Source organism: Brenneria uluponensis (genome assembly GCF_032395385.1).
In the GTDB taxonomy this organism is placed as follows: Bacteria; Pseudomonadota; Gammaproteobacteria; order Enterobacterales; family Enterobacteriaceae; genus Prodigiosinella; species Prodigiosinella aquatilis.
In genome coordinates this window covers 3,697,698-3,718,080 of the sequence record NZ_CP135917.1, presented here as the reverse complement: position 1 = coordinate 3,718,080, position 20,383 = coordinate 3,697,698, and the positions used below count along the sequence as shown (strand labels likewise).

At 51.6% G+C, this 20,383-nt stretch carries 16 protein-coding genes; 13 read left to right on the top strand and 3 right to left on the bottom strand.

The window, feature by feature from the left end; genetic code table 11:
- Positions 1 to 447 precede the first annotated feature (447 nt).
- The 6 genes from RS889_RS17295 to cobA are packed head-to-tail and all read left to right on the top strand — an operon-like array spanning position 448 to position 11,232.
- Entirely contained in the window at positions 448 to 1,707 is a 1,260-nt protein-coding gene (locus tag RS889_RS17295; RefSeq protein ID WP_021014899.1) for a CmpA/NrtA family ABC transporter substrate-binding protein, read from the top strand.
- 11 nt (positions 1,708 to 1,718) lie between these two features.
- On the top strand, positions 1,719 to 2,642 hold the full coding sequence (gene ntrB, locus RS889_RS17290) for a nitrate ABC transporter permease (protein WP_315711099.1): 924 nt from the start codon (positions 1,719 to 1,721) through the stop codon (positions 2,640 to 2,642).
- Positions 2,643 to 2,652: 10 nt separating this feature from the next.
- Entirely contained in the window at positions 2,653 to 3,447 is a 795-nt protein-coding gene (locus tag RS889_RS17285) for an ABC transporter ATP-binding protein (protein ID WP_021014901.1), read from the top strand.
- A 19-nt stretch (positions 3,448 to 3,466) separates the two neighbouring features.
- Positions 3,467 to 7,660, top strand: a complete 4,194-nt coding sequence (nirB, locus tag RS889_RS17280) for a nitrite reductase large subunit NirB (RefSeq protein WP_315711097.1) — start codon at positions 3,467 to 3,469, stop codon at positions 7,658 to 7,660.
- Positions 7,657 to 10,377: a nitrate reductase gene (locus tag RS889_RS17275; RefSeq protein WP_315708131.1), complete on the top strand. Its 2,721-nt coding sequence runs from the start codon at positions 7,657 to 7,659 to the stop codon at positions 10,375 to 10,377. Before nirB ends, RS889_RS17275 begins: the two co-directional genes overlap by 4 nt.
- A 27-nt stretch (positions 10,378 to 10,404) precedes the next feature.
- Complete coding sequence (gene cobA / locus RS889_RS17270) at positions 10,405 to 11,232, top strand: uroporphyrinogen-III C-methyltransferase (RefSeq protein WP_315708130.1); 828 nt, start codon at positions 10,405 to 10,407, stop codon at positions 11,230 to 11,232.
- 32 nt (positions 11,233 to 11,264) lie between these two features.
- Here cobA and RS889_RS17265 read toward each other — a convergent pair whose 3' ends face one another.
- Together RS889_RS17265 and RS889_RS17260 are read right to left on the bottom strand one after the other, a co-directional pair.
- The gene (locus RS889_RS17265) at positions 11,265 to 11,729 is read right to left on the bottom strand and encodes a YehS family protein (RefSeq protein WP_315708129.1); all 465 of its coding nucleotides are present in this window, start codon (positions 11,727 to 11,729) and stop codon (positions 11,265 to 11,267) included.
- A 231-nt stretch (positions 11,730 to 11,960) separates the two neighbouring features.
- Positions 11,961 to 13,856, bottom strand: a complete 1,896-nt coding sequence (locus RS889_RS17260) for a methyl-accepting chemotaxis protein (RefSeq protein ID WP_315708128.1) — start codon at positions 13,854 to 13,856, stop codon at positions 11,961 to 11,963.
- A 748-nt stretch (positions 13,857 to 14,604) separates the two neighbouring features.
- Between RS889_RS17260 and RS889_RS17255 the strand changes: the two genes are divergently transcribed.
- From RS889_RS17255 to RS889_RS17245, 3 genes are all read left to right on the top strand, one after another.
- Positions 14,605 to 15,048: a PaaI family thioesterase gene (locus tag RS889_RS17255; RefSeq protein ID WP_315708127.1), complete on the top strand. Its 444-nt coding sequence runs from the start codon at positions 14,605 to 14,607 to the stop codon at positions 15,046 to 15,048.
- Between the two features lie 175 nt (positions 15,049 to 15,223).
- Positions 15,224 to 16,201, top strand: a complete 978-nt coding sequence (gene mbfA, locus RS889_RS17250) for an iron exporter MbfA (RefSeq protein WP_315708126.1) — start codon at positions 15,224 to 15,226, stop codon at positions 16,199 to 16,201.
- A gap of 185 nt (positions 16,202 to 16,386) precedes the next feature.
- The gene (locus RS889_RS17245) at positions 16,387 to 16,728 is read left to right on the top strand and encodes a zinc ribbon domain-containing protein YjdM (protein WP_021014909.1); all 342 of its coding nucleotides are present in this window, start codon (positions 16,387 to 16,389) and stop codon (positions 16,726 to 16,728) included.
- A 115-nt stretch (positions 16,729 to 16,843) separates the two neighbouring features.
- Here RS889_RS17245 and RS889_RS17240 read toward each other — a convergent pair whose 3' ends face one another.
- On the bottom strand, positions 16,844 to 17,746 hold the full coding sequence (locus tag RS889_RS17240; RefSeq protein ID WP_237160191.1) for a LysR family transcriptional regulator: 903 nt from the start codon (positions 17,744 to 17,746) through the stop codon (positions 16,844 to 16,846).
- Between the two features lie 146 nt (positions 17,747 to 17,892).
- Between RS889_RS17240 and RS889_RS17235 the strand changes: the two genes are divergently transcribed.
- From RS889_RS17235 to RS889_RS17220, 4 genes are all read left to right on the top strand, one after another.
- On the top strand, positions 17,893 to 18,150 hold the full coding sequence (locus RS889_RS17235; RefSeq protein ID WP_315708125.1) for an adenine nucleotide alpha hydrolase family protein: 258 nt from the start codon (positions 17,893 to 17,895) through the stop codon (positions 18,148 to 18,150).
- An 81-nt stretch (positions 18,151 to 18,231) separates the two neighbouring features.
- The gene (locus RS889_RS17230; RefSeq protein ID WP_315708124.1) at positions 18,232 to 19,101 is read left to right on the top strand and encodes a queuosine precursor transporter; all 870 of its coding nucleotides are present in this window, start codon (positions 18,232 to 18,234) and stop codon (positions 19,099 to 19,101) included.
- A gap of 51 nt (positions 19,102 to 19,152) precedes the next feature.
- Positions 19,153 to 19,464, top strand: a complete 312-nt coding sequence (locus RS889_RS17225; RefSeq protein ID WP_315708123.1) for a 2OG-Fe dioxygenase family protein — start codon at positions 19,153 to 19,155, stop codon at positions 19,462 to 19,464.
- Positions 19,458 to 20,357: a DMT family transporter gene (locus RS889_RS17220; RefSeq protein WP_315708122.1), complete on the top strand. Its 900-nt coding sequence runs from the start codon at positions 19,458 to 19,460 to the stop codon at positions 20,355 to 20,357. The genes RS889_RS17225 and RS889_RS17220 overlap by 7 nt, the downstream gene beginning before the upstream one ends.
- Positions 20,358 to 20,383: the final 26 nt, after the last annotated feature.

The following is a 20,383-nucleotide window of genomic DNA, read 5'->3' as shown; positions in this document are numbered from 1 at the left end:
TATTATCCTGAAAAACATTATGGATATTGCGTTGCTGGCGAGTATTTTTCTGAGAGTATCGCGTAGCGACATTATGTTTGTGAAAAGCCTTGGCCCACGGAGCGGCAATGACGGAGTACCTTGTGCCGAGCGCGTGCTGTGACGTAGCAGAAATGACAATATGGCGGCACACAAATAGCTTCTATTACTAAAACGCGCTCTGTTATCTCGTCACGCTATTACCTATAATCCCACCTCGCTATTATATGAGATATCACTCTTGGCATATACATTGCTTTAACTTAGCAGCAACAATTAAACATCATTAACGCATTTTGCGCCAATGGCGGTTCGAAATGAGTTAACTGGATAACGGCGTCCATAAGCGTGCATGACTTTGCATAGGCTTATGGACGCCGTTTTGTTTTTTACGGCCGTAAACGGCTATCTGCTGAAAAGGTATCGTTAATGAGTGATTCCAAGACAAAAGGCATAACGGTTTCCCGTCGTCAGTTTTTACTGAGTAGTGCGGCAATTGGGGGGAGTTTTATGTTGCCAGGTCTGATGAACAGTGCCTGGGCCGCAGGATCGGACGCGCCGGAGAAAAAAGAGATCCGTGTTGGCTTCATTCCGTTAACGGACTGTGCGTCGGTTGTGATGGCCGCTGTGAAAGGGTTCGATAAGAAATACGGCATTAAGATTATTCCCAGTAAAGAAAGCAGTTGGGCAACGGTACGTGACAAACTGATCTCCGGTGAGCTTGATGCCGCACACATATTGTACGGTCAGCTCTACGGCCTGCAAATGGGGTTGGCGGGTCCGCAAACCAACATGGCTGTGCTGATGAGCATCAACCAGAACGGGCAAGGCATTACGCTTGCCGATCAACTGCGTGCCGTCAATGTGACGGATCTTGCCGCGCTGAAAAAATATGTCGCCGCTAGTCCGGCGGGGACGTATACCTTTGCCCAGACTTTTCCCACCGGTACGCATGCCATGTGGCTCTATTACTGGCTGGCAGCCGGCGGCATTAATCCGCTGAGCGATGTCCGCATCGTGGTGGTGCCGCCGCCACAGATGGTGATGAACATGAAGATTGGCAACATGGTCGGCTATTGCGTGGGTGAACCGTGGAACCAGCGCGCCATTAGCGAAAAAATTGGCTTCACGGCAGCGACGTCACAGGACATCTGGCCTGATCATCCAGAAAAAGTGCTCGGCACACGCGCCGACTGGGTCAATACCAATCCGAACAGCGCACGTGCGCTTACCGCTGCCGTTCTGGACGCGTCACGCTGGATCGACACGTCGGATGCTAACCGCCGTGAGACGGCCAGTGTGGTGGCGGGCCGCGCCTATATCAACACCAAAGAAGAAATCATTGTTGGACGCATGCTGGGTCAGTACGAGAACGGGCTGGGGAAAACCTGGCAGGACCCTCATGCCATGCGCTTTTATCACGATGGAGAAGTGAACTATCCCTATCTATCCGATGGCATGTGGTTCCTCACACAGCATAAACGCTGGGGACTACTCACCAAAGACCCGGACTATCTGGCCGTAGCCAAACAGATTAACCGTATCGATATCTACAAACAGGCCGCTGCGATGGTGGGCAATGTGCCGCTACCAGGCAGCGACATGCGCAGCAGTGTACTGATGGATGGTCGTCGTTGGGATGGCAGCGATCCAGCAGGCTATGCCAACAGTTTTAGTGTGAAGAAATAAGTGAGGCAATGATGAAAAACCAGGCCCAAGTCATTTCGATAGCACCAGATAGTGCCCCTGAAATCTCACCTGGCGCGAAGGTTATGTCATTACCGTCAACGGTGGCAACGCCCGAGAGGCTAGCCTCCCCGGTGATGAAACCGGTCAGGCGCTATCGTTCGCTGCTGCGTCAAGCTGCACTGCGAATCTTCCCGGCGTTGTTGGGCATCGTACTGTTACTTGGTATTTGGCAGATCGCGGCATTGAACAGTAAAAACTTCCCGACGCCGTGGTCAACCTGGCTGGCGGCATTGCGTATTTTTGCCGATCCATTCTATGTGGCTGGCCCGAACGATCAGGGGATCGGCTGGAATGTATTGGCATCATTGCAACGCGTCGGTATCGGTTTTGGGCTGGCGGCGTTGGTGGGGATCCCGACGGGTTTCCTGATTGGCCGCTTTCGCTTTCTGGCCCACATGCTGAATCCGATTATTTCTTTGCTGCGTCCGGTCAGTCCGCTGGCGTGGCTGCCCATCGGTCTGCTGCTGTTTCAGCGCGCCGAACCCGCCTCCAGCTGGACGATTTTTATCTGCTCCATCTGGCCGATGATCCTCAATACTGCTGAGGGCGTAAAACATATCCCACAAGACTATCTGAATGTGGCACGGGTGCTGAAGCTGTCTGAATTCACTGTGATGCGTAAGATTCTGCTGCCTGCGATATTACCCAGCATACTGACCGGCGTGCGTTTGTCGATCGGCATTGCCTGGTTAGTGATTGTGGCGACGGAAATGCTGACTGGCGGGATTGGTATCGGTTTTTGGATTTGGAATGAGTGGAACAACCTGAACGTGGAAAACATCATTATCGCCATCGTGGTGATTGGTGTGATCGGCCTGTTGCTGGAGCAGGGGTTGATGTTGATTGCTAAACGTTTCAGCTATGACGATCGTTAAGGAGCCCATGATGCGTACGAATCCGATTATTCAGGTACAACAGGTCAGCCAGCGTTTTAATACTGCCAGTGGCGAGTTTCTGGCACTGAGTGACGTAAGTTTTGATATTCACCCCGGAGAGATCATCAGCCTGATTGGTCATTCCGGCTGCGGCAAGTCTACGCTGTTGAACCTGATTGCCGGTCTGACGCTGCCAAGCAGCGGAGGTCTGCTGTGTGATAACCGCGAGATCGATGGCCCCGGCCCGGATCGCGGCGTGGTGTTCCAGAACCATTCTCTGCTGCCGTGGCTGACCACTTACGACAATGTCGCGCTGGCGGTACATCAGGTGTTTCGCGGGCAGATGAGTAAAACCGAAATGCATGAGTGGATTGTCCACAATCTGGAACTGGTGCATATGGGCCAGGCGTTGAATAAGCGCCCGAATGAGATCTCCGGTGGCATGAAACAGCGCGTGGGCATCGCCCGTGCGTTGGCGATGAAACCCAAGGTGCTGCTGATGGATGAGCCGTTCGGCGCACTAGATGCACTGACTCGCGCACATTTGCAGGATGCGGTGATGGACATTCAACAACGCCTGCACACCACCATCGTACTGATTACCCACGATGTGGATGAAGCCGTGTTGTTGTCGGATCGTGTCTTGATGATGACCAATGGCCCGGCGGCTACGATAGGGGAAATCATGGCTGTCGATTTGGCGCGCCCGCGTTCACGCATCGCGCTGGCGGATGATTCCCGTTATCACCACTACCGGCAGCGAGTTTTGCACTTCCTGTATGAAAAACAGCCGAAGGCCGCCTGAGCGGGAGGCATCTGACATGATGAAACCGCATCTGGTGGTGATTGGTAATGGCATGGCAAGCGCCAGACTGGTAGACACGCTGCTGCAACTGGCACCGCAGCACTATCAAATCACAGTCGTCGGTGAGGAACCACGCCCCGGCTATAACCGTATTTTATTGTCACCGGTGTTGAGCGGTGAAAAAACGGTTGCTGAAATCCTGCTGCCAGCGGATGGGGTTTCCAGCGCTGAAGATCAATCGCCCGCGATTCGTCGATATCTGGGGGAGCGAGTGATCGCTATCGATCGCCAACGGCGTCAGGTTATCACTACGCAACGCCAGATCGACTATGACCATCTGGTGCTGGCCACAGGTTCCCGACCTTTTATGCCGTCGATACCGGGTATCGATCTGCGAGGCGTTTGTGGTTTTCGCTCTCTGGACGACGTGGAGTTGATGCTGGCGACGATCAGCCAGTGTGTCCCCGTGGTGGTGATTGGCGGCGGGCTATTGGGGATTGAAGCGGCGGCGGCACTGAAGCGACGTGGTGCGGATGTCACGCTGCTGCACCGCCGCTCGGTGTTGATGGAACGCCAATTGGATGCGACGGCCGGCGCGTTGCTGCGTGACAGCTTACAGTCACGCGGCATCGTGTGTGAAACCGATGTTCAGGTGGTGGCCTTGCGTGGTGAGTTCCTCAACGGGGCGGATCACGTCTGCGCCGTTGTACTGGCAGATGGCCGGGTGATACCTGCCGGGCTGGTGGTGGTCACGGCGGGTGTCTTGCCGGACAGCGATTTGGCGCGCCAGTGTGGGTTGATGTGTCATCGTGGCGTGCTGGTGGATGGTCAACTGCGTACCAGCGATCCTAACATTAGCGCCATTGGCGAATGCTGTGAACTGAACGGCGAAACCTTCGGTCTGGTGGCCCCCTGTTTGTCTCAGGCGATGCTGCTGGCCGCACGTCTGGCAGGCCACACACCGGTGGATTATCAGCGCGAGCCAGTCGCTACCCGACTGAAGGTGACCGGCATCGGTGTGGTCAGCGGCGGCGACATCAATGTGGCTCCTGATGATGAGCTTTACACCCTGTTTGATCCTCTGGAACAGCACTATCGTCGTTTGCTGTTTCGCGCTGGCCGTCTGGCTGGCGTCTTGTTGTACGGCGATACGAATAATAACCAGCACCTGCTGAACATCATGGAGAATCCTCAACCTGAGACCTTGCGGCCTTCTCCTACATCGCTGCTTTTTGGTCTTTCTTTCTCTGATTTTGATTCACAGCCAGCGGCTGTAAGGATTCCTGTAATGAGCAAGCCAGTTTTGGTGGTTATCGGTCATGGCATGGTCGGCCACTATTTTCTTGAACAACTGGTCGAACGCGATCTGCATCAGCGTTATCACATTGTGGTTTTTGGCGAAGAGCGTCATGAAGCCTATGATCGTGTTCACCTTTCCGAATACTTTTCCGGTCGCAGCGCTGCGTCGTTGTCGCTGGTAAAAGAGGGATTTTTCGCCAACAGTGGTATTGAACTGCGCAACGCCCGTGAAATCATCCATATCGATCGTCAGCATCAATGTGTTTGTGATGCGCAGGGCCGAGAAACGGCTTATGACAAACTGGTCATGGCGACCGGCTCCTATGCGTTTGTACCGCCGATCCCCGGGAATACGCGACCGGGTTGTCTGGTTTATCGCACGCTGGATGATCTGGACGCCATCGCCGCTCAGGCGAAGCAGTCCAACGTCGGCGTGGTGATTGGCGGCGGTCTGTTGGGCCTGGAAGCGGCGAATGCGTTACGTCAGTTGGGGCTGGAAACGCACGTGGTGGAGTTTGCACCGTGTCTGATGGCGGTACAGCTTGATGACGGCGGGGCAACGATGCTGCGCCGCAAAATTGAAGCGTTGGGGGTACGGGTACATACCGGCAAGGAAACCCGTGAAATCATTGATGGCGAGCAGGCGCAACATCGGCTGTGCTTTGCCGACGGTAGTGTGCTGGAAACTGATCTGGTGCTGTTTTCCGCCGGTATTCGTCCGCGCGATAAGCTGGCTGAAGTTTGCGGATTGGAGAGAGGTCCGCGTGGCGGCATTGTGATTGATGATGCCTGCCGGACATCGGATGCGGCGATTTTCGCCATTGGCGAATGCGCACTCTGGAAAGGACAGATTTTTGGCCTGGTGGCGCCGGGTTATCAAATGGCACGTAGCGTGGCAGATACGCTGGCGCAGCGGGAAACCCCTTTTACTGGCGCGGACATGAGCACCAAACTGAAGCTGTTAGGCGTCGAGGTGGCGTCGGTGGGTGATGCGCATGGCCGCACGCCGGGCAGTCAAAGCTATCAGTGGGTGGATGGGCCGAACGAGGTTTATAAAAAAATCATCCTATCCGCGGACGGTAAACATCTGCTGGGCGCGGTACTGGTGGGTGACAGTGGTGAGTACAGCACGTTGTTGCAGATGATGTTGAATGATATGCCGCTGCCTACTCAGCCGGAAAGTTTAATTTTGCCAGCCCGCTCCGGTGATGCGCCAAAAGGGTTGGGTGTGGCGGCGTTACCTGCCAGCGCACAGATATGTTCCTGCCATAACGTCAGTAAAGGCGATATTTCCGCCGCAGTAGCCAGCGGCTGCACCGAACTGGGGACGATTAAGTCTTGCACTAAAGCCGGTACGGGTTGCGGCGGCTGTGTTCCACTGCTGAAACAGGTGATGGAGTATGAATTGACGCAACGGGGTGTCGAAGTGAAGAAAGACATCTGTGAACATTTCGCCTACTCCCGTCAGGCGCTTTATCACCTGATCCGCGTCCATGAGATCCGCTCATTCGACGAATTAGTTGCGCGCTATGGTCACGGTTTGGGCTGTGAAATCTGTAAACCGTTGGTGGGTTCCATGCTGGCATCCTGCTGGAATGACTATTTACTGCACCCCCAGCACCTGCCGTTACAGGATACCAATGACCGCTTCTTCGCCAATATCCAGAAGGATGGCACCTATTCTGTCGTGCCGCGTATACCGGCTGGAGAAATTACCCCACAAGGGCTGATTGCCATCGGTCAGGTCGCGCAGCGCTACAACCTGTATACCAAGATTACTGGTGGTCAGCGTGTGGATCTGTTTGGCGCCCGGTTGGAGCAGTTACCGGCGATCTGGCGTGAATTGATCGACGCCGGTTTTGAAACTGGCCATGCCTACGGCAAATCGTTGCGTACCGTGAAATCCTGCGTCGGATCAACCTGGTGTCGTTACGGCGTGCAGGATTCCACCAGATTGGCTATTGCACTGGAGCAGCGTTACAAAGGGCTGCGTTCACCGCATAAGATAAAAATGGCCGTTTCCGGCTGTACCCGTGAATGTTCGGAGGCGCAGGGTAAAGATATCGGCGTGATTGCTACCGATAAGGGGTGGAATCTGTACGTGTGCGGCAACGGCGGTATGAAGCCGCGCCATGCTGATCTGTTTGCCAGTGATCTGGATACCGAAACCCTGATTCAGACCATCGATAGGGTGTTGATGTTCTACATCCGTACCGCTGATCGGCTACAGCGCACCAGCACCTGGATGGATAATCTGGAAGGCGGCATCGACTACCTGCGTCAGGTCATTCTGGATGATAGCCTCAACATCGGGACCGAACTGGACAGCGACATGCAGCGGGTGGTGGACAGCTACCAGTGCGAGTGGCAAACCACGCTGGAGAGTCCGGCGCGTCTGGCGCTGTTCCGTGGGTTCCTCAATAGCGACAGCCCCGACGAAGCGGTAGTGATGGTGCCGGAACGGGGACAAATTCGTCCGGCGCAGGGTGATGAAAAGCCGTCAGCTAACGCGCCATTTGCCTTGAAGCCGGCGGATCATGAGACGGAATGGGTTCATGTCGGCGCATTGCAGGATATCCCCGCCAATGCCGGGATGGCGGCCCGTATCGGGCAGCAGCAGATCGCTCTGTTTCATCTCTCCGGTAGTGAGCCACAGGTTTACGCGCTGGAAAACCACGAGCCGGGCAGTGGGGCGAATGTGTTGTCCCGTGGACTGATTGGCGACGCAGCCGGCCAGCCGGTGGTGATCTCCCCGTTATACAAAAAACGTTTCCGACTGTGTGATGGCATCAGTCCGGATGATGCGGAACTGCGTGTACAGGTGTGGCCGGTACGGATTGAACAAGGGGAGATCTGGGTGAACCGTCAGCCGCTGAGTCTGACTAAAACTGCGGCCATGGCGGAAGTATCATGAACCGCCGCATCTGTCAGACAACCTGTCCCTACTGTGGCGTTGGCTGTGGCGTGCTGGCCGAAATCGACGAACAGGGAAAGGTGACCATTGCAGGTGATCCCCATCATCCGGCCAATCTTGGGCGATTATGCGTAAAAGGTTCTGCGTTGGGCGAAACGTTGGATCTGAAAGGCCGCTTGCTGTGGCCGATAGTGGAAGGCCATCGCGTCAGTTGGTCGCAGGCGCTGGACACCGTCGCCGAGCGTTTACAGAAAACCATCGCCGAACATGGGCCGCAGTCCGTGGCGTTTTATGGTTCCGGTCAACTGTTGACGGAAGATTACTATGTTGCCAACAAACTGATGAAAGGCTTTATCGGTGTCGCCAACATGGATACCAATTCCCGGCTGTGTATGGCGTCGGCAGTGATTGGCTACAAACGTGGGCTGGGGGCAGATGCAGTACCTTGCAGCTATGAAGATATTGAATTGGCGGATCTGGTGGTGCTGGTGGGTTCTAATACGGCCTGGGCACACCCGGTGGTGTATCAGCGGCTGGTTCAGGCTAAACAGCAACGGCCGCACATGCGGGTGGTGGTGATCGATCCGCGTCGCACTGCCACCTGTGATATTGCCGATTTGCATCTGCCATTACAGCCGGGCAGCGATGCCGGATTGTTCAACGGTCTGTTGCGCTGGCTACAGCAGGAAGCCGTGTTCGATCGTGGGGCGCTGTCTGGATGCCTTTCCGGGCTGGATGACGCGCTGGCGGCGGCCGACCCCTGGTCACCAGCGCAAGTCGCTGATTTTTGTCAATTGGATGCGGCGCTGATTGAGCGCTTTTATCGTCTATTCAGCAAGTCGCAAACGGTGGTGACACTCTATTCCCAAGGGATTAATCAGTCGTCATCTGGTAGTGATAAATGCAACGCAATTATTAATGTTCATCTGCTGAGCGGGAAAATCGGGTGTCCCGGCAGCGGTCCCTTTTCCATTACCGGACAACCCAATGCGATGGGGGGGCGTGAGGTTGGCGGTCTGGCTAATCAGCTGGCTTCCCACATGGGATTTACGCCGCAGGATATTGATCGAATGAAGCGTTTCTGGCAGACCGATCGGGTTGCAACCCAACCTGGCCTGAATGCCGTGGAGTTGTTTCACGCTATTGACCGCGGTGAAGTGAAAGCAGTGTGGATCATGGGCACCAATCCTGTGGTATCGATGCCGGATGCCGACCGGGTAAAACAGGCGCTGACGCGTTGTCCGCTGGTGATTGTCTCTGATGTGATGCGCCACACGGATACCGGGACGACCGCGAATATTTTGCTTCCGGCGCTTGGTTGGGGGGAGAAGAATGGCACCGTCACCAATTCTGAACGGCGTATTTCCCGCCAGCGGGCGTTTCTGCCTGCACCGGGGGAAGCAAAAGCTGACTGGTGGATACTGACTCAAGTGGCGCAACGGATGGGATTTGCGGCGGCATTTGATTACCAGCATCCAGCACAGATTTTCCGTGAACACGCCGCCTTATCCGGTTTTGAGAATAACGGTAGCCGGGTGTTTGATATCAGCGCGTTGGCAGCGCTCAGCGACGCGCAGTGGCAGCATCTGGCACCGGTCCAGTGGCCGGTCAACGCACGTTTCCCTCAAGGGCGCGCCAGACTGGGTGACGATGGGCAATTCTGGCATGCCGATGGCAAAGCCCGGCTGATTGCCGTGACGCCACAGCTTCCTCTACATCCTCATCATCTGGCGTATCCGCTGGTACTGAACACCGGACGGATACGCGATCAGTGGCATACCATGACGCGCACGGGTAAATCCGCTCGATTGATGCGTCACCAGCCAGAGCCTTACTGTGAACTGCATCCGTTGGACGCTAAGAACGAAGATATTCACGCAGGTGATCTGGTGCGCTTGTCATCAGCACAGGGCTGGATGCTGGCTAAGGCAAAAATCAGCACCGGACAAGCGCGTGGCAGCGTGTTTGTGCCGATGCATTGGAACCGACAGTTCAGCGCACAGGCCCGCGTCGATAGCCTGATTGCACCCATCACCGATCCCTATTCCGGGCAGCCCGAGAGTAAGCATGGCAGGGTGCGGGTGCAGCGTTGGCAGCCGGCGTGGCAGGCGTCGCTGTTTTTATTGGATGAGGCGCGGTTATCCAATACCGGAGATTGGTCGAATGCCAGCGAACCGCCAACGGCGTATTGGAGCAAGATTCCGCATGAAACCGTAACGCAATATGTACTCGCTGGGCAAACGGATATTGCTGACTGGCGAGGGTGGCTGGCAGAGCACTATGGATTTATAGAAAACAGTGGGCGGGATAGCGTGCAGTATCAGATTGCGCAGGGTAAAGGCCTGTTTCATCTGGTTGCCTGGCGTGACCAGCGTGTAGTGCTGGCGTTGTATGTCAGCGCACAGTCGCTACAGATTGATAACGACAGTATTTGTAACGCGTTTATCACGCCACCAGAATCCTCTTACCAGCGACAGGCGCTGTTGGCGGGGAAAATGGCACAAGGGCAGCTGAAACAGGGTTCGACCGTCTGTAGCTGCTATGGCGTGGGTGAGGAAATCATTATTGGTGCGATCCGGCAAGGTTGTCACAGCGTCTCGGCGTTGGGTCGCAAGCTGAAGTGCGGTACCAACTGCGGTTCCTGTATCCCGGAGCTGAAAGCATTATTGAGTCAGCATACGCCGGCGGCGAAGAGCGAACTACAGAAAGCAGGTTAACCTGCTGACGAAGGTAAGAGGTAAAAAATGAAAACACTGCAACAGATTATGGTTCAGGCGCAGCGAAGTCAGCCGGTACTGGCGGGCGAAATTTGGCTGGTTGGCGCAGGGCCGGGCGATGTAGAACTGCTGACGCTGAAAGCGCTGCGTGCTATCCAACAGGCTGATGTGGTGGTGTTCGATCGGCTGGTATCAGCGGATATAATGGATCTGGTGCTACAGCAGGCGCTGTGTATTGATGTGGGCAAAACCCGTGGTTGCCATCGTCTTTCTCAGGAAAAAATCAACCAGTTGCTGGTTGAACTGGCGCAGGCAGGTCAGCGCGTTGTCCGTCTCAAAGGTGGTGATCCGTTTATTTTTGGTCGCGGTGGTGAAGAGATGAATTATGCCCAGCAGGCGGGTATTGCGTGTCATGTTGTTCCCGGAATTACGGCGGCGACCGGTTGTGCAGCGGCAGTCGGACTGCCATTAACGCATCGGGCTTGCGCGCAGTCGGTACGCTTTGTGACTGGACATTCACGAGATGGTGAACCGCAACTGGACTGGCCGACATTTGTGGATGGGCAACAAACGCTGGTGTTTTACATGGGATTAAGCCACGGCAGCCGCTTATGTCAGCGTTTGATCGAGCATGGGTTGTCTGCACAGACGCCGGTGGCGATTATTGAGCGCGGCACTCAGCCGGAACAGCGATTGTTAACCGCTACACTGGCGACATTACCGGAATTGCTGGCGCGTTATCAACCACAGTCACCCAGCCTGCTGGTGGTCGGCGAGGTAGTGAAATTCTGCCATCACCCGGCATTGACGGTCGCGGCGTTACCGATGCCGCTTATGGCACCGGCGGCAGCCTGATCTCGACAGTGGGCAGAATGTCACAAGGACGGTCAACGCTGACGAACTCGTGCGGTTAATCCTTTTAGAAAGTAGCGTAGAATTTGATCACCGCAGGCGCGGTAATTTTTATGATCCGGTGAACGCATTATGGCCGTCAGCTCTGGCTGAGAGACCTTGAAATCCTGGGAGGCCAGTATTTCCTGAATATCCGTGGTTTTCAGCGAAAATGCGATGCGCAGTTTTTTCAGGATGATGTTATTGGTGACTCTACGCTCGACTTGCAGTGCTGGCTGGTTTTCGTCTTTGCCGCGTTTTTGCAGAATCAAGCCATTGAGAAAATAGCTCATCACAATATCAGGACACGGCTGGTAGCCGGTTTCATCCTCTTTTTTCACATAGCTTGCCAATTGCTGGAGAGGCACAGTCATTTCCGCTAGCGTCAGGATTGCCAGCAGATGATCGTTATTTAAATTCAGCATATAGCGCACGCTACGTAGCACGTCGTTATTCATCATTCCCGGTTTTTTCTCGCCATTCATCATCGTTATAGACGGGTAGTATAAGGGAACAGTGAAAAAATGCAGAGAGGAACTCGAGCTAGCATCAGGCTGCTCACCTCAAACAAGATAGTTCGGCTTGCCGCTAACGCCAGATGGGGACATTCATCAGATGTAACGGGAGAGTCCCGGTGGAACGAGGAGGGACGAACCTGGTTTTCGGTTCGTCCCTGGAGTGGCTGGTCAGAATCAGAGTTTGAAGCTTTGAACCACCAATTCGAGCTGCTCACTCTGTTCTTCCATCGCGCGGGCAGCGGAAGAAACCTCTTCAACCAGTGCGGCGTTCTGCTGAGTGGTGCTATCCAGTTGGTTAATCGCCTGATTCACCTGTTCAATGCCCATGCTTTGCTCCCGGCTGGCGGACATGATTTCGCCTATCAGCGTCGTCACATTGTTCACCCCTTGCATCAATTCATCCATCGTTTGTCCTGCCTGTTCTACCAGGTTGCTACCTGCGTCAATGCTGGCAACAGACTCTTCAATCAATTTCTTGATTTCACGTGCCGAGTTGGCTGAGCGTTGTGCCAAACTGCGAACTTCTGAGGCGACCACGGCAAATCCTCTCCCTTGTTCACCAGCACGGGCGGCTTCGACAGCGGCATTTAGCGCCAGAATATTAGTCTGGAAAGCGATACTGTCGATGACGCTGATGATATCGACGACTTTGTGTGATGAGGTATTGATCTCACCCATGGTTGAAACCACCTGCTGTACCACCTGTGTTCCCCGTTCGGCGACAAGCGACGCTTCACTGGCCAGTTTGTTGGCATGAGTGGCATTGTCGGCATTTTGTTTGACCGTGCCGGTTAGTTCTTCCATGGAGGCTGCCGTTTGCACAATTGAACTGGCCTGCTCCTCGGTACGTGATGATAAGTCCATGTTACCGCGAGCAATCTGGCGTGACGCGGAGGTGATCGCCAGCGTACTGTCACCAACCTGATGCATCATATCCTGTAGATAGGCGATGAAATGGTTGAAGCTCTGGGAAACATTGTTGAATTCCGGGCTATTGCTGACGGGAAGGCGCTGAGTCAGATCGGCACCGCTCGTTGAGAGCGATAGAATATTGTCGTTAAGGTTATTGAGGCGTTTCATCATCGTGCGGATAAAACCCAACAATACCAGAAGCAGAATAATGGCCAATGGGAGTTGAACGGCACCCAGACGTATCAGCATATCGCTGGTTTGTGAAGTCAACTGGCTGGTAAGAACATCGCTGGCAAGATACCAGGGACTGCCGGCAATTGGTTGAACGAACAACGTATGGCTACCGTCTTTAGCGTCATATTGGCTTTGAATCGGTTCTTTACCGGCGTTTACCAACATGGCCCGCAGTGGTGCCGCCATTGGCAAGGTGAGTGTACTGAGATTTTCCAGTTTGGGCGCAGCGCCAACCAGTGCCGCATTACCCACCACTTTTCCATCAGCTTCAATAATCAGTACGCGACCGTTAATGGCGTCGCCCATTTTTTTCGCCAGGTTATTAAAAAAACCAAGCGTCACATCGATGGTGGCGACACCCCAGGCTTTGCCATTGCGATAGATGCCCATCGCACAGTTGGTTCGGGGCTGTGGGCTGGCTGCGTCCTGATACGCTTTCGCCCAGGCGCACACACCTTTGGCGGCAGCCATACCATCTTTATACCAGGGTTGTTCGTAATATTTATCCGCTTCCGCCGAGTTCCAGTAGGTATTCACTTTGAGCTGGTTACTGTCGTCTCGAGCGAAGAAGGTCGAAAATTTATCGCGTTCCGGATCACGCAGTTTCGGCAGCGGCCAGATACCGCCACCAAACACGTTGGTATCCTGATATTGATTGACCAGTGCTGGCAGTAAGGTATCAATGGATGCACTGTCCATCACGCTGATGGCTTCGGTAATACTGCGTTGCTGTGCTTGTACGCGGTTCATCTGTTCTATGATCGTGGTTGCAAGTGAGTCAACTTGATAGCGCACGAGGCGTTCTTCATTATCGGTCAACTGCGGCGCCACAAATTGCTTGATAACCACCACGGTCACAATGATCAGCAGGACGAAAAAACCGAGGATGGAGACAGTAAAGCGAGACTGTGTTGTTTTTAACATATGTCTACCATTTAAGCTGAAAAGCGTGATTGCCTGAATACAACCAACGGCATTCTAAAGAGAAACTTGAGGTGATCATCTGCACACTTTTGCAATGAAACTCGAAGGCTTTGTTACTTTCCCCATTGGGAGAACGCGGAGATTATCCGCGGTATTATCGGCAGATGATTAAACATATCAATATGAATTATATAGCTATTTAACTCATAAGGTCGTGACGAACTTCCCGGGTTTGTCATCACGGCTGAGTGCTCAGTTTGCCATTTACCCCGAAAATTACTGCTCTTCTACACCACGCTATATGGGGCATCCGCGCCGTTGATTAATCTTTCCGGTTTGCATGGGCAACCCCCTGATACTGAAGAGTGGCTAATGAGTCCGTTACCGGTCATAAAATATCGGTAAGATTAAATAATTACATAGGCAATAAATAAGATTATTATGTGGCATATGCTATAAATGGAGCCGCCAGCTCAGACCCAATATGCTTATTGACCAGAACGTTGGGCGCCATTGATTGAACGTAACGGCTGTTAGTCGAAATAAAGTGAATTCAATTATTTTGATGTCAGGACCGTTCGGGATAGGAGCAATGCAATAAAAAACTGATTGAAACCATTGATGCTACTGTATGGATGGGCAGCGGGTGTCGTAGTAATTTATATGACTCGGACGCGGATTATTGTGGATGAGCCCTCCGAACAGCAGTCTGGTTAAGGGGGCTTCTTTTCCCCCATGGAGACACATTATGAATAGCTTATATACGGAAACGAAGAAGATTCATGCGCAATGTATCGCTTGTGGTGAGCCAGCAGAGGGGCAACTGGCTCTCGGGCTGGTGTTCCGTGAAATGGCCAATGGTGCGGTTACCACCGATTTTCTGGTGACACCTGAACACCAGGGTTATCCGGGATTGTTGCACGGTGGTCTGATCTCGACGCTTCTGGATGCAACCATGACAAATTGCCTCTTTTCCCGAGGTATTCATGCTCTAACGGTAGAGTTATTGGTGCGCTTTTCTACTCCAATCCCAGTGGGTAGTTACCTGTCGATTACCTCTTGGGTTTTATCGCAAAGAAAAAATATCTTTCGATTGGAATCTACTATCTGTTTTCGGGGAGAATTGAAGTATTTGGCGCGGGCAACTGCAAAATTTATGGCGGTTCCCCAGGCATTTTTCTATCAAAAATGAGCTCTTGGTTGTTGTTGCCTGTAACAATGACATCTTTAATGGATTTGAATCAACATGTTGGCTTGCCTTGTTATTACCGAAAGCGCCCGCCTGCTGTCGGCAAGGGAAAGCAATTCGAGACATCTTAAATTAACGTTACATTCTGTTATTCATTCTTGGTATTTAGGGGGTCAATGTGTGGTCTGGATTTGATAGAAGGCGTCAGTTTTCCGAGCTTAATGAGCAAGAGGTCCTCTCACTGGCAATTTCCTCTGAAGAGGATGATGCCCGTATTTACCAGACGTACTCGGTGCATGTACAAGAGGACTATCCCGCAACAGCAGAAATGCTCCTGAGGATGGCAAAGGAGGAGAACCGTCATCGCGAACGGCTGATATCCCTGCATCAGCGTCGATTTGGGAATATTATTCCGCTGATAAGACGCGAGCATATTGCCGGTTATTACAATCGTAAACCACTATGGCTGGTTCAAAATCTGGGCATTGCCCGGATTCGGGCAGAAGTCGCAGCAATGGAAGAGGCGGCACATCAGTTTTACATATTAGCCGCACAACGTACGAGTGACGCGGATACTCGGCGATTGCTCGGTGACCTGGCAGCAATGGAAGCCCGGCACACTGATCTCGTGGCGAGCCTGGAAAAAGAGATGCTGCCTGAGGATGTGCGTTCGGAGGAGGATGCTCTCGCACATCGCCAGTTTATCCTGACCTGGGTACAACCGGGATTGGCAGGACTAATGGATGGTTCTGTTTCGACTCTGGCTCCGGTTTTCGCTACAGCGTTCGCAACACAGTCGACCTGGACCACTTTTTTAGTTGGTCTGGCCGCATCGATTGGTGCGGGAATATCTATGGGGTTTACGGAGGCGGCGGCTGATGACGGGACAATTTCCGGAAGGGGATCGCCAATCAAACGGGGATTGGCGGCTGGCGTGATGACGGCCCTGGGCGGCTTGGGTCATGCATTACCTTATCTTATCACTAATTTTTGGATGGCAACCAGCATCGCCTTTGTGATGGTATTCTGTGAATTATGGAGTATTGCCTGGATCCAAAAGCGCTACATGGAAACACCATTCTGGCGTGCTGCGTTACAGGTAGTGTTGGGGGGTGCACTTGTTTTTGCCGCCGGGGTTTTGATCGGAAACGCTTAGCCAGCCTCTATCAGGCGTGCTGATTTTCTCCTTTGATACGATGGTTGAGGCAATCGCGGTAATTTCATTGTAAAAGATGGCTACTCACCACGATGACAACAAGATAAAATAGTGGTGAGCAAACTCATTTTTATATGATTTTATACACTTTTTCTCTATTTTTTTATCTTTTTAGGAGTTTACTGATGCCTCAGTTACCGAGTTGCCCAAAATGTAATTCTGAATATACGTGGCAAGATGGCGAGTTATTCAATTGTCCGGAATGTGGTCATGTGTGGTCGGCAGACAGCAGCTCTGCTTCTCAGGACGAGGGCCTGATAGTCAAAGACGCGAATGGTAATTTGCTGGCGGATGGCGACACTGTGACAGTGATTAAGGACTTGAAAGTAAAGGGCAGTTCCTCAACATTGAAAATCGGGACGAAAGTCAGAGGCATTCGTCTGGTCGAAGGCGATCACAATATCGATTGCAAGATTGATGGGTTTGGTGCGATGAAACTGAAATCCGAGTTTGTGAAAAAAAGCTGATTAATGAAGCTCAGCTACTACCGCCGGGCTTTCTGACAGTAAACTCTCACAACGAACCCATTCGATGGAACGGCACCCACACTGCGAAAGGTTGTGGGTGCCGTTTTCACTGTGGCTAAGGGTTGCCGGTCTGTTTGCGGACTAAAATCTTTTCCGTCAGAAAATCGATGAGAACCCGGTATTTAGAGGGTAAATAGCGATTGGGATGATAAAGGATCCACGACATTCCGTAATAGGTTGTCATATAGTCCCACTGTGGCAGTACCTGAATAACTTGCTGTTTTTCAATTGCTTCTTGTACCGTGAAAAAAGGCAGGCAGCCAATGCCCAAATGGTTGAGAATGCCATCAAGCCGCGCTTTGCTATGGTTGGTGGCATAACGGCCTCTTACCGTTACTCTGCTTTGTTCTCCAGTGACGGTATTTTTAAATTTCCAGCAATTATCGCCAGGTGTTTCACCTAAATAAATACAACTGTGTTGCGTCAGATCAAGAGGATGCTGAGGCGTACCTTTTTCATCTAAATAAGTTTTTGTGGCACAAATAATATGATTAACGCGAATAAGTGGTCTTGCGGCCAGTCCGGCGGGAGGATCATCTGTAATTCTGATAATTAAATCAATGTCATCGCCAATCAAGTCAACCAGCCTGTCGGTCAGCATTAATTGCACATCCACATGGGGATACAGCCGTAGAAACTCGGCAATGTGCGGTGTGATTAAATCACGGCCAAATGCTCTGGGGGCGCTGATTTTCACCAGCCCCTGAGGGCTGTTACAGAAGCGATCTGCTATTTCCATTACATTTTTTGCTGACTCAATCATCTCATTACAGTACGCATAAGCTTCCGTGCCAGCGGCGGTGAGTTTGAGCCGGCGCGTCGTGCGCTCCAGTAATTTTATTGACAACGCCTGTTCCAGGCTGGCTATCTGCCTGCTAACTGATGATGCCGTGGTGCCAAGTTGTTCGGCGGCGGCTGAAAAGCTGCCAGACTCAACGACCTGGACGAAAACAGCCATGTACGGCATTAAACCCATGTATTGATTTGTTCTCATAATGCAAAAGAGTTATTTGTTTATCACTATTATTCCACGTGGACGGATCAGCGATACTGACCAGGCAGCAAGTCATTATCATTACAATACACAGCTAAAAGGAAGCGAAAATGACGCGTTCTCTGGAAGTGAGGAGTTTGGAAGATCTGTCTTTTATTGCTAAGCACACACAACATATTCTCACCTTATTTAGCGGCGGGGTAGATAGTAGCTATCTTCTTTACAAGCTATCGCAGTATCGCTGTAAAGTCACGGCATTAACTATTGATCTTGGCGATGGTGTTGTCAGCGAGGATTTACAATATATTGCGGAATTCTTTGGTGTCAGATTAAAAGTCATTGACGCTCGTGAACGATTTATTGAGTAAGTAATTATTCTGGCAATTAAAACTAATGTAAATATGCAGGATATAAAGTCCTTAGTATATATTGTAGAGGAAATATTGTACATGGAGTCTAACAGGAAGTTTAAATTATTGGGTTTTAACCATAGAGGAAAATTATCAGCCAATATCATGGTGCTGGCTACGGGAAAAACTATCAATATGAATTTAAAGAAACTTGCTGATAGTGAAATCTCAGAGGACTTTAGCCGACATGAATTGAATGCTTTATATAAAAAGCTGTATAGTGGGAAAGATATTACGACTACTTATGTTATGAGCGATCGTCATGTTCGCTCATGGCATGTTTATGTCCTGATTAGTATTGCATTAACGGTTATTCTTATTTTCTCTACTATCGCTGGTGTTAAACCTGTTTATATTCCCATACTGGAGATGATTGTTCCATCCGCGGGGTTTATTTATCCAATCACGTTTATTCTGGTGGATATTCTTAATGAGTTTTATGGTTTAAAATTGGCCAGACAAACGATTGTCATCAGCTTTTTTTTTCGTCTTTTTTTTATATTGGCATTATGGGTTACTAGCCTGATTCCGTCACTGCCACAATGGGAATACGGCCAAACTTATAACGGCATTGTTCATAGTATGATGGCCGTATTGGTAGCCTCGTCTCTCGCTTATCTAATTTCTGAAAACGTTAATGCCTACGTATTGTATAAAATAAAGATCCTGACCAAATCCAATTATCTGTTTATCCGCGTGATCACCAGTACCGTTACAGCATCTGCCCTGGATAGTATTATTTTTTGTACCCTGGCATTCTATAATGTACTGAGTTTTGAGATAATCAAAGAGATGATTTTGTCGCAATTCCTGATCAAAGTAGTCTATGCAGTGCTGGGTGTCGGTCCTATTTACGGTGCCGGGAAACTGTTCAGAAGCTATATCAATACCGCTACGGAAAAGAACTGATTACATGCATATTACTGTAATCTTCCTCCCTCTATTATATGGACTATTCGTTTGCATCCTTATCGTATTCTGACTAATAAAATAGAGGCTGGAAAACCGACCCCGGAAGGATTACATCGTGATGGTGTTGACTATATTGCCATGGCGTTAATTCGACGCGTCAATGTCTCGGGAGGTGTGACAACCATTACGGATAGCCAACGTACACCTCTGCATAGCAAAACGCTTAACCAGCCGATGGATATTATTGTTGCTGATGACCGCCGAATAATGCACGAGGTTTCTCCTATCTCCTGTAGTCAAGGTTCACAGGGATATCGTGATGTCCTGGTTATTGCCTTTGAGCGAGAATGCCCATGCTGAATAAACTACACAAAAGCACCCGTGGTTATGCGGAGTTAATGCTACTGGCTGTCGCGATGATTTGGGGAACCAGTTATGGTGTGGCGAAAGGCGCCATACTATTTTATCCGGTAGCCGGGTTCCTGTTTATCCGGTTTATCATGACATTTGTTTTACTGCTGCCCGTGCTGCGCAATCATTATCGTCAGGCGTTATTGCCGGGTGCTGTCCTTGGTTTGCTCTTGCTGGCGATCTTCTTGTGTGAAACCTTCGGTGTCATGTATACCAGCGCCAGTAATGCAGCTTTCCTGATCAGCATGTGTGTGGTCCTGACGCCATTTGTCGAGTGGTCCATTTTTCGCCAGCGGCCAGAAACCGCCGTGTTCGTTGCAGCCACATTGTCACTGTGTGGTGCGCTACTGTTAACCCGCACAAACGACGATATTGAGATGAATGTCGGCGATGTATTGGTACTGGGCGCGGCATTGCTGCGCGCACTGATGGTCTGTCTGACCAAAAAACTGATGGAGCATCATGATGTTCCCGCGTTGGCGCTTACCGCAGTGCAAACCGGTGTTGTTGCGGGCGGCTCGTTGATCCTGTTGCTTTGTACTCAGCAGGGGATCCCGCCATTACCAACGACCTGGGCGTTTTGGTCAGCGACGTTATATCTGGTGCTGTTTTGCACGATGTTTGCCTTTTTTGCTCAAAACTATGCCGTTCGCAGAATCACCCCAACACGGGCTTCATTATTGATGGGGTCGGAGCCTTTTTTTGGTGCCATATTTGCCACTCTGTGGTTGCAAGAGCGGCTGAGCGTATTTGCATGGTTGGGGGGAGGGATGATTGTCGCATCATCGCTGTGGGCATCGTGGCCCCGGCCGGTCAGGAGAATTTCCATCAGCGAACCATGAGTACAGACCATGAAAACGCAGCCGAT

Excerpts from the sequence above, each read along its gene's own strand:
- RS889_RS17295 (WP_021014899.1), top strand. The coding sequence starts at position 448 with ATGAGTGATTCCAAGACAAAAGGCATAACGGTTTCCCGTCGTCAGTTT.
- ntrB (WP_315711099.1), top strand. The coding sequence starts at position 1,719 with ATGAAAAACCAGGCCCAAGTCATTTCGATAGCACCAGATAGTGCCCCT.
- RS889_RS17285 (WP_021014901.1), top strand. The coding sequence starts at position 2,653 with ATGCGTACGAATCCGATTATTCAGGTACAACAGGTCAGCCAGCGTTTT.
- nirB (WP_315711097.1), top strand. The coding sequence starts at position 3,467 with ATGAAACCGCATCTGGTGGTGATTGGTAATGGCATGGCAAGCGCCAGA.
- RS889_RS17275 (WP_315708131.1), top strand. The coding sequence starts at position 7,657 with ATGAACCGCCGCATCTGTCAGACAACCTGTCCCTACTGTGGCGTTGGC.
- cobA (WP_315708130.1), top strand. The coding sequence starts at position 10,405 with ATGAAAACACTGCAACAGATTATGGTTCAGGCGCAGCGAAGTCAGCCG.
- RS889_RS17265 (WP_315708129.1), bottom strand. The coding sequence starts at position 11,729 with ATGATGAATAACGACGTGCTACGTAGCGTGCGCTATATGCTGAATTTA.
- RS889_RS17260 (WP_315708128.1), bottom strand. The coding sequence starts at position 13,856 with ATGTTAAAAACAACACAGTCTCGCTTTACTGTCTCCATCCTCGGTTTT.
- RS889_RS17255 (WP_315708127.1), top strand. The coding sequence starts at position 14,605 with ATGAATAGCTTATATACGGAAACGAAGAAGATTCATGCGCAATGTATC.
- RS889_RS17245 (WP_021014909.1), top strand. The coding sequence starts at position 16,387 with ATGCCTCAGTTACCGAGTTGCCCAAAATGTAATTCTGAATATACGTGG.
- RS889_RS17240 (WP_237160191.1), bottom strand. The coding sequence starts at position 17,746 with ATGGCTGTTTTCGTCCAGGTCGTTGAGTCTGGCAGCTTTTCAGCCGCC.
- RS889_RS17235 (WP_315708125.1), top strand. The coding sequence starts at position 17,893 with ATGACGCGTTCTCTGGAAGTGAGGAGTTTGGAAGATCTGTCTTTTATT.
- RS889_RS17230 (WP_315708124.1), top strand. The coding sequence starts at position 18,232 with ATGGAGTCTAACAGGAAGTTTAAATTATTGGGTTTTAACCATAGAGGA.
- RS889_RS17220 (WP_315708122.1), top strand. The coding sequence starts at position 19,458 with ATGCTGAATAAACTACACAAAAGCACCCGTGGTTATGCGGAGTTAATG.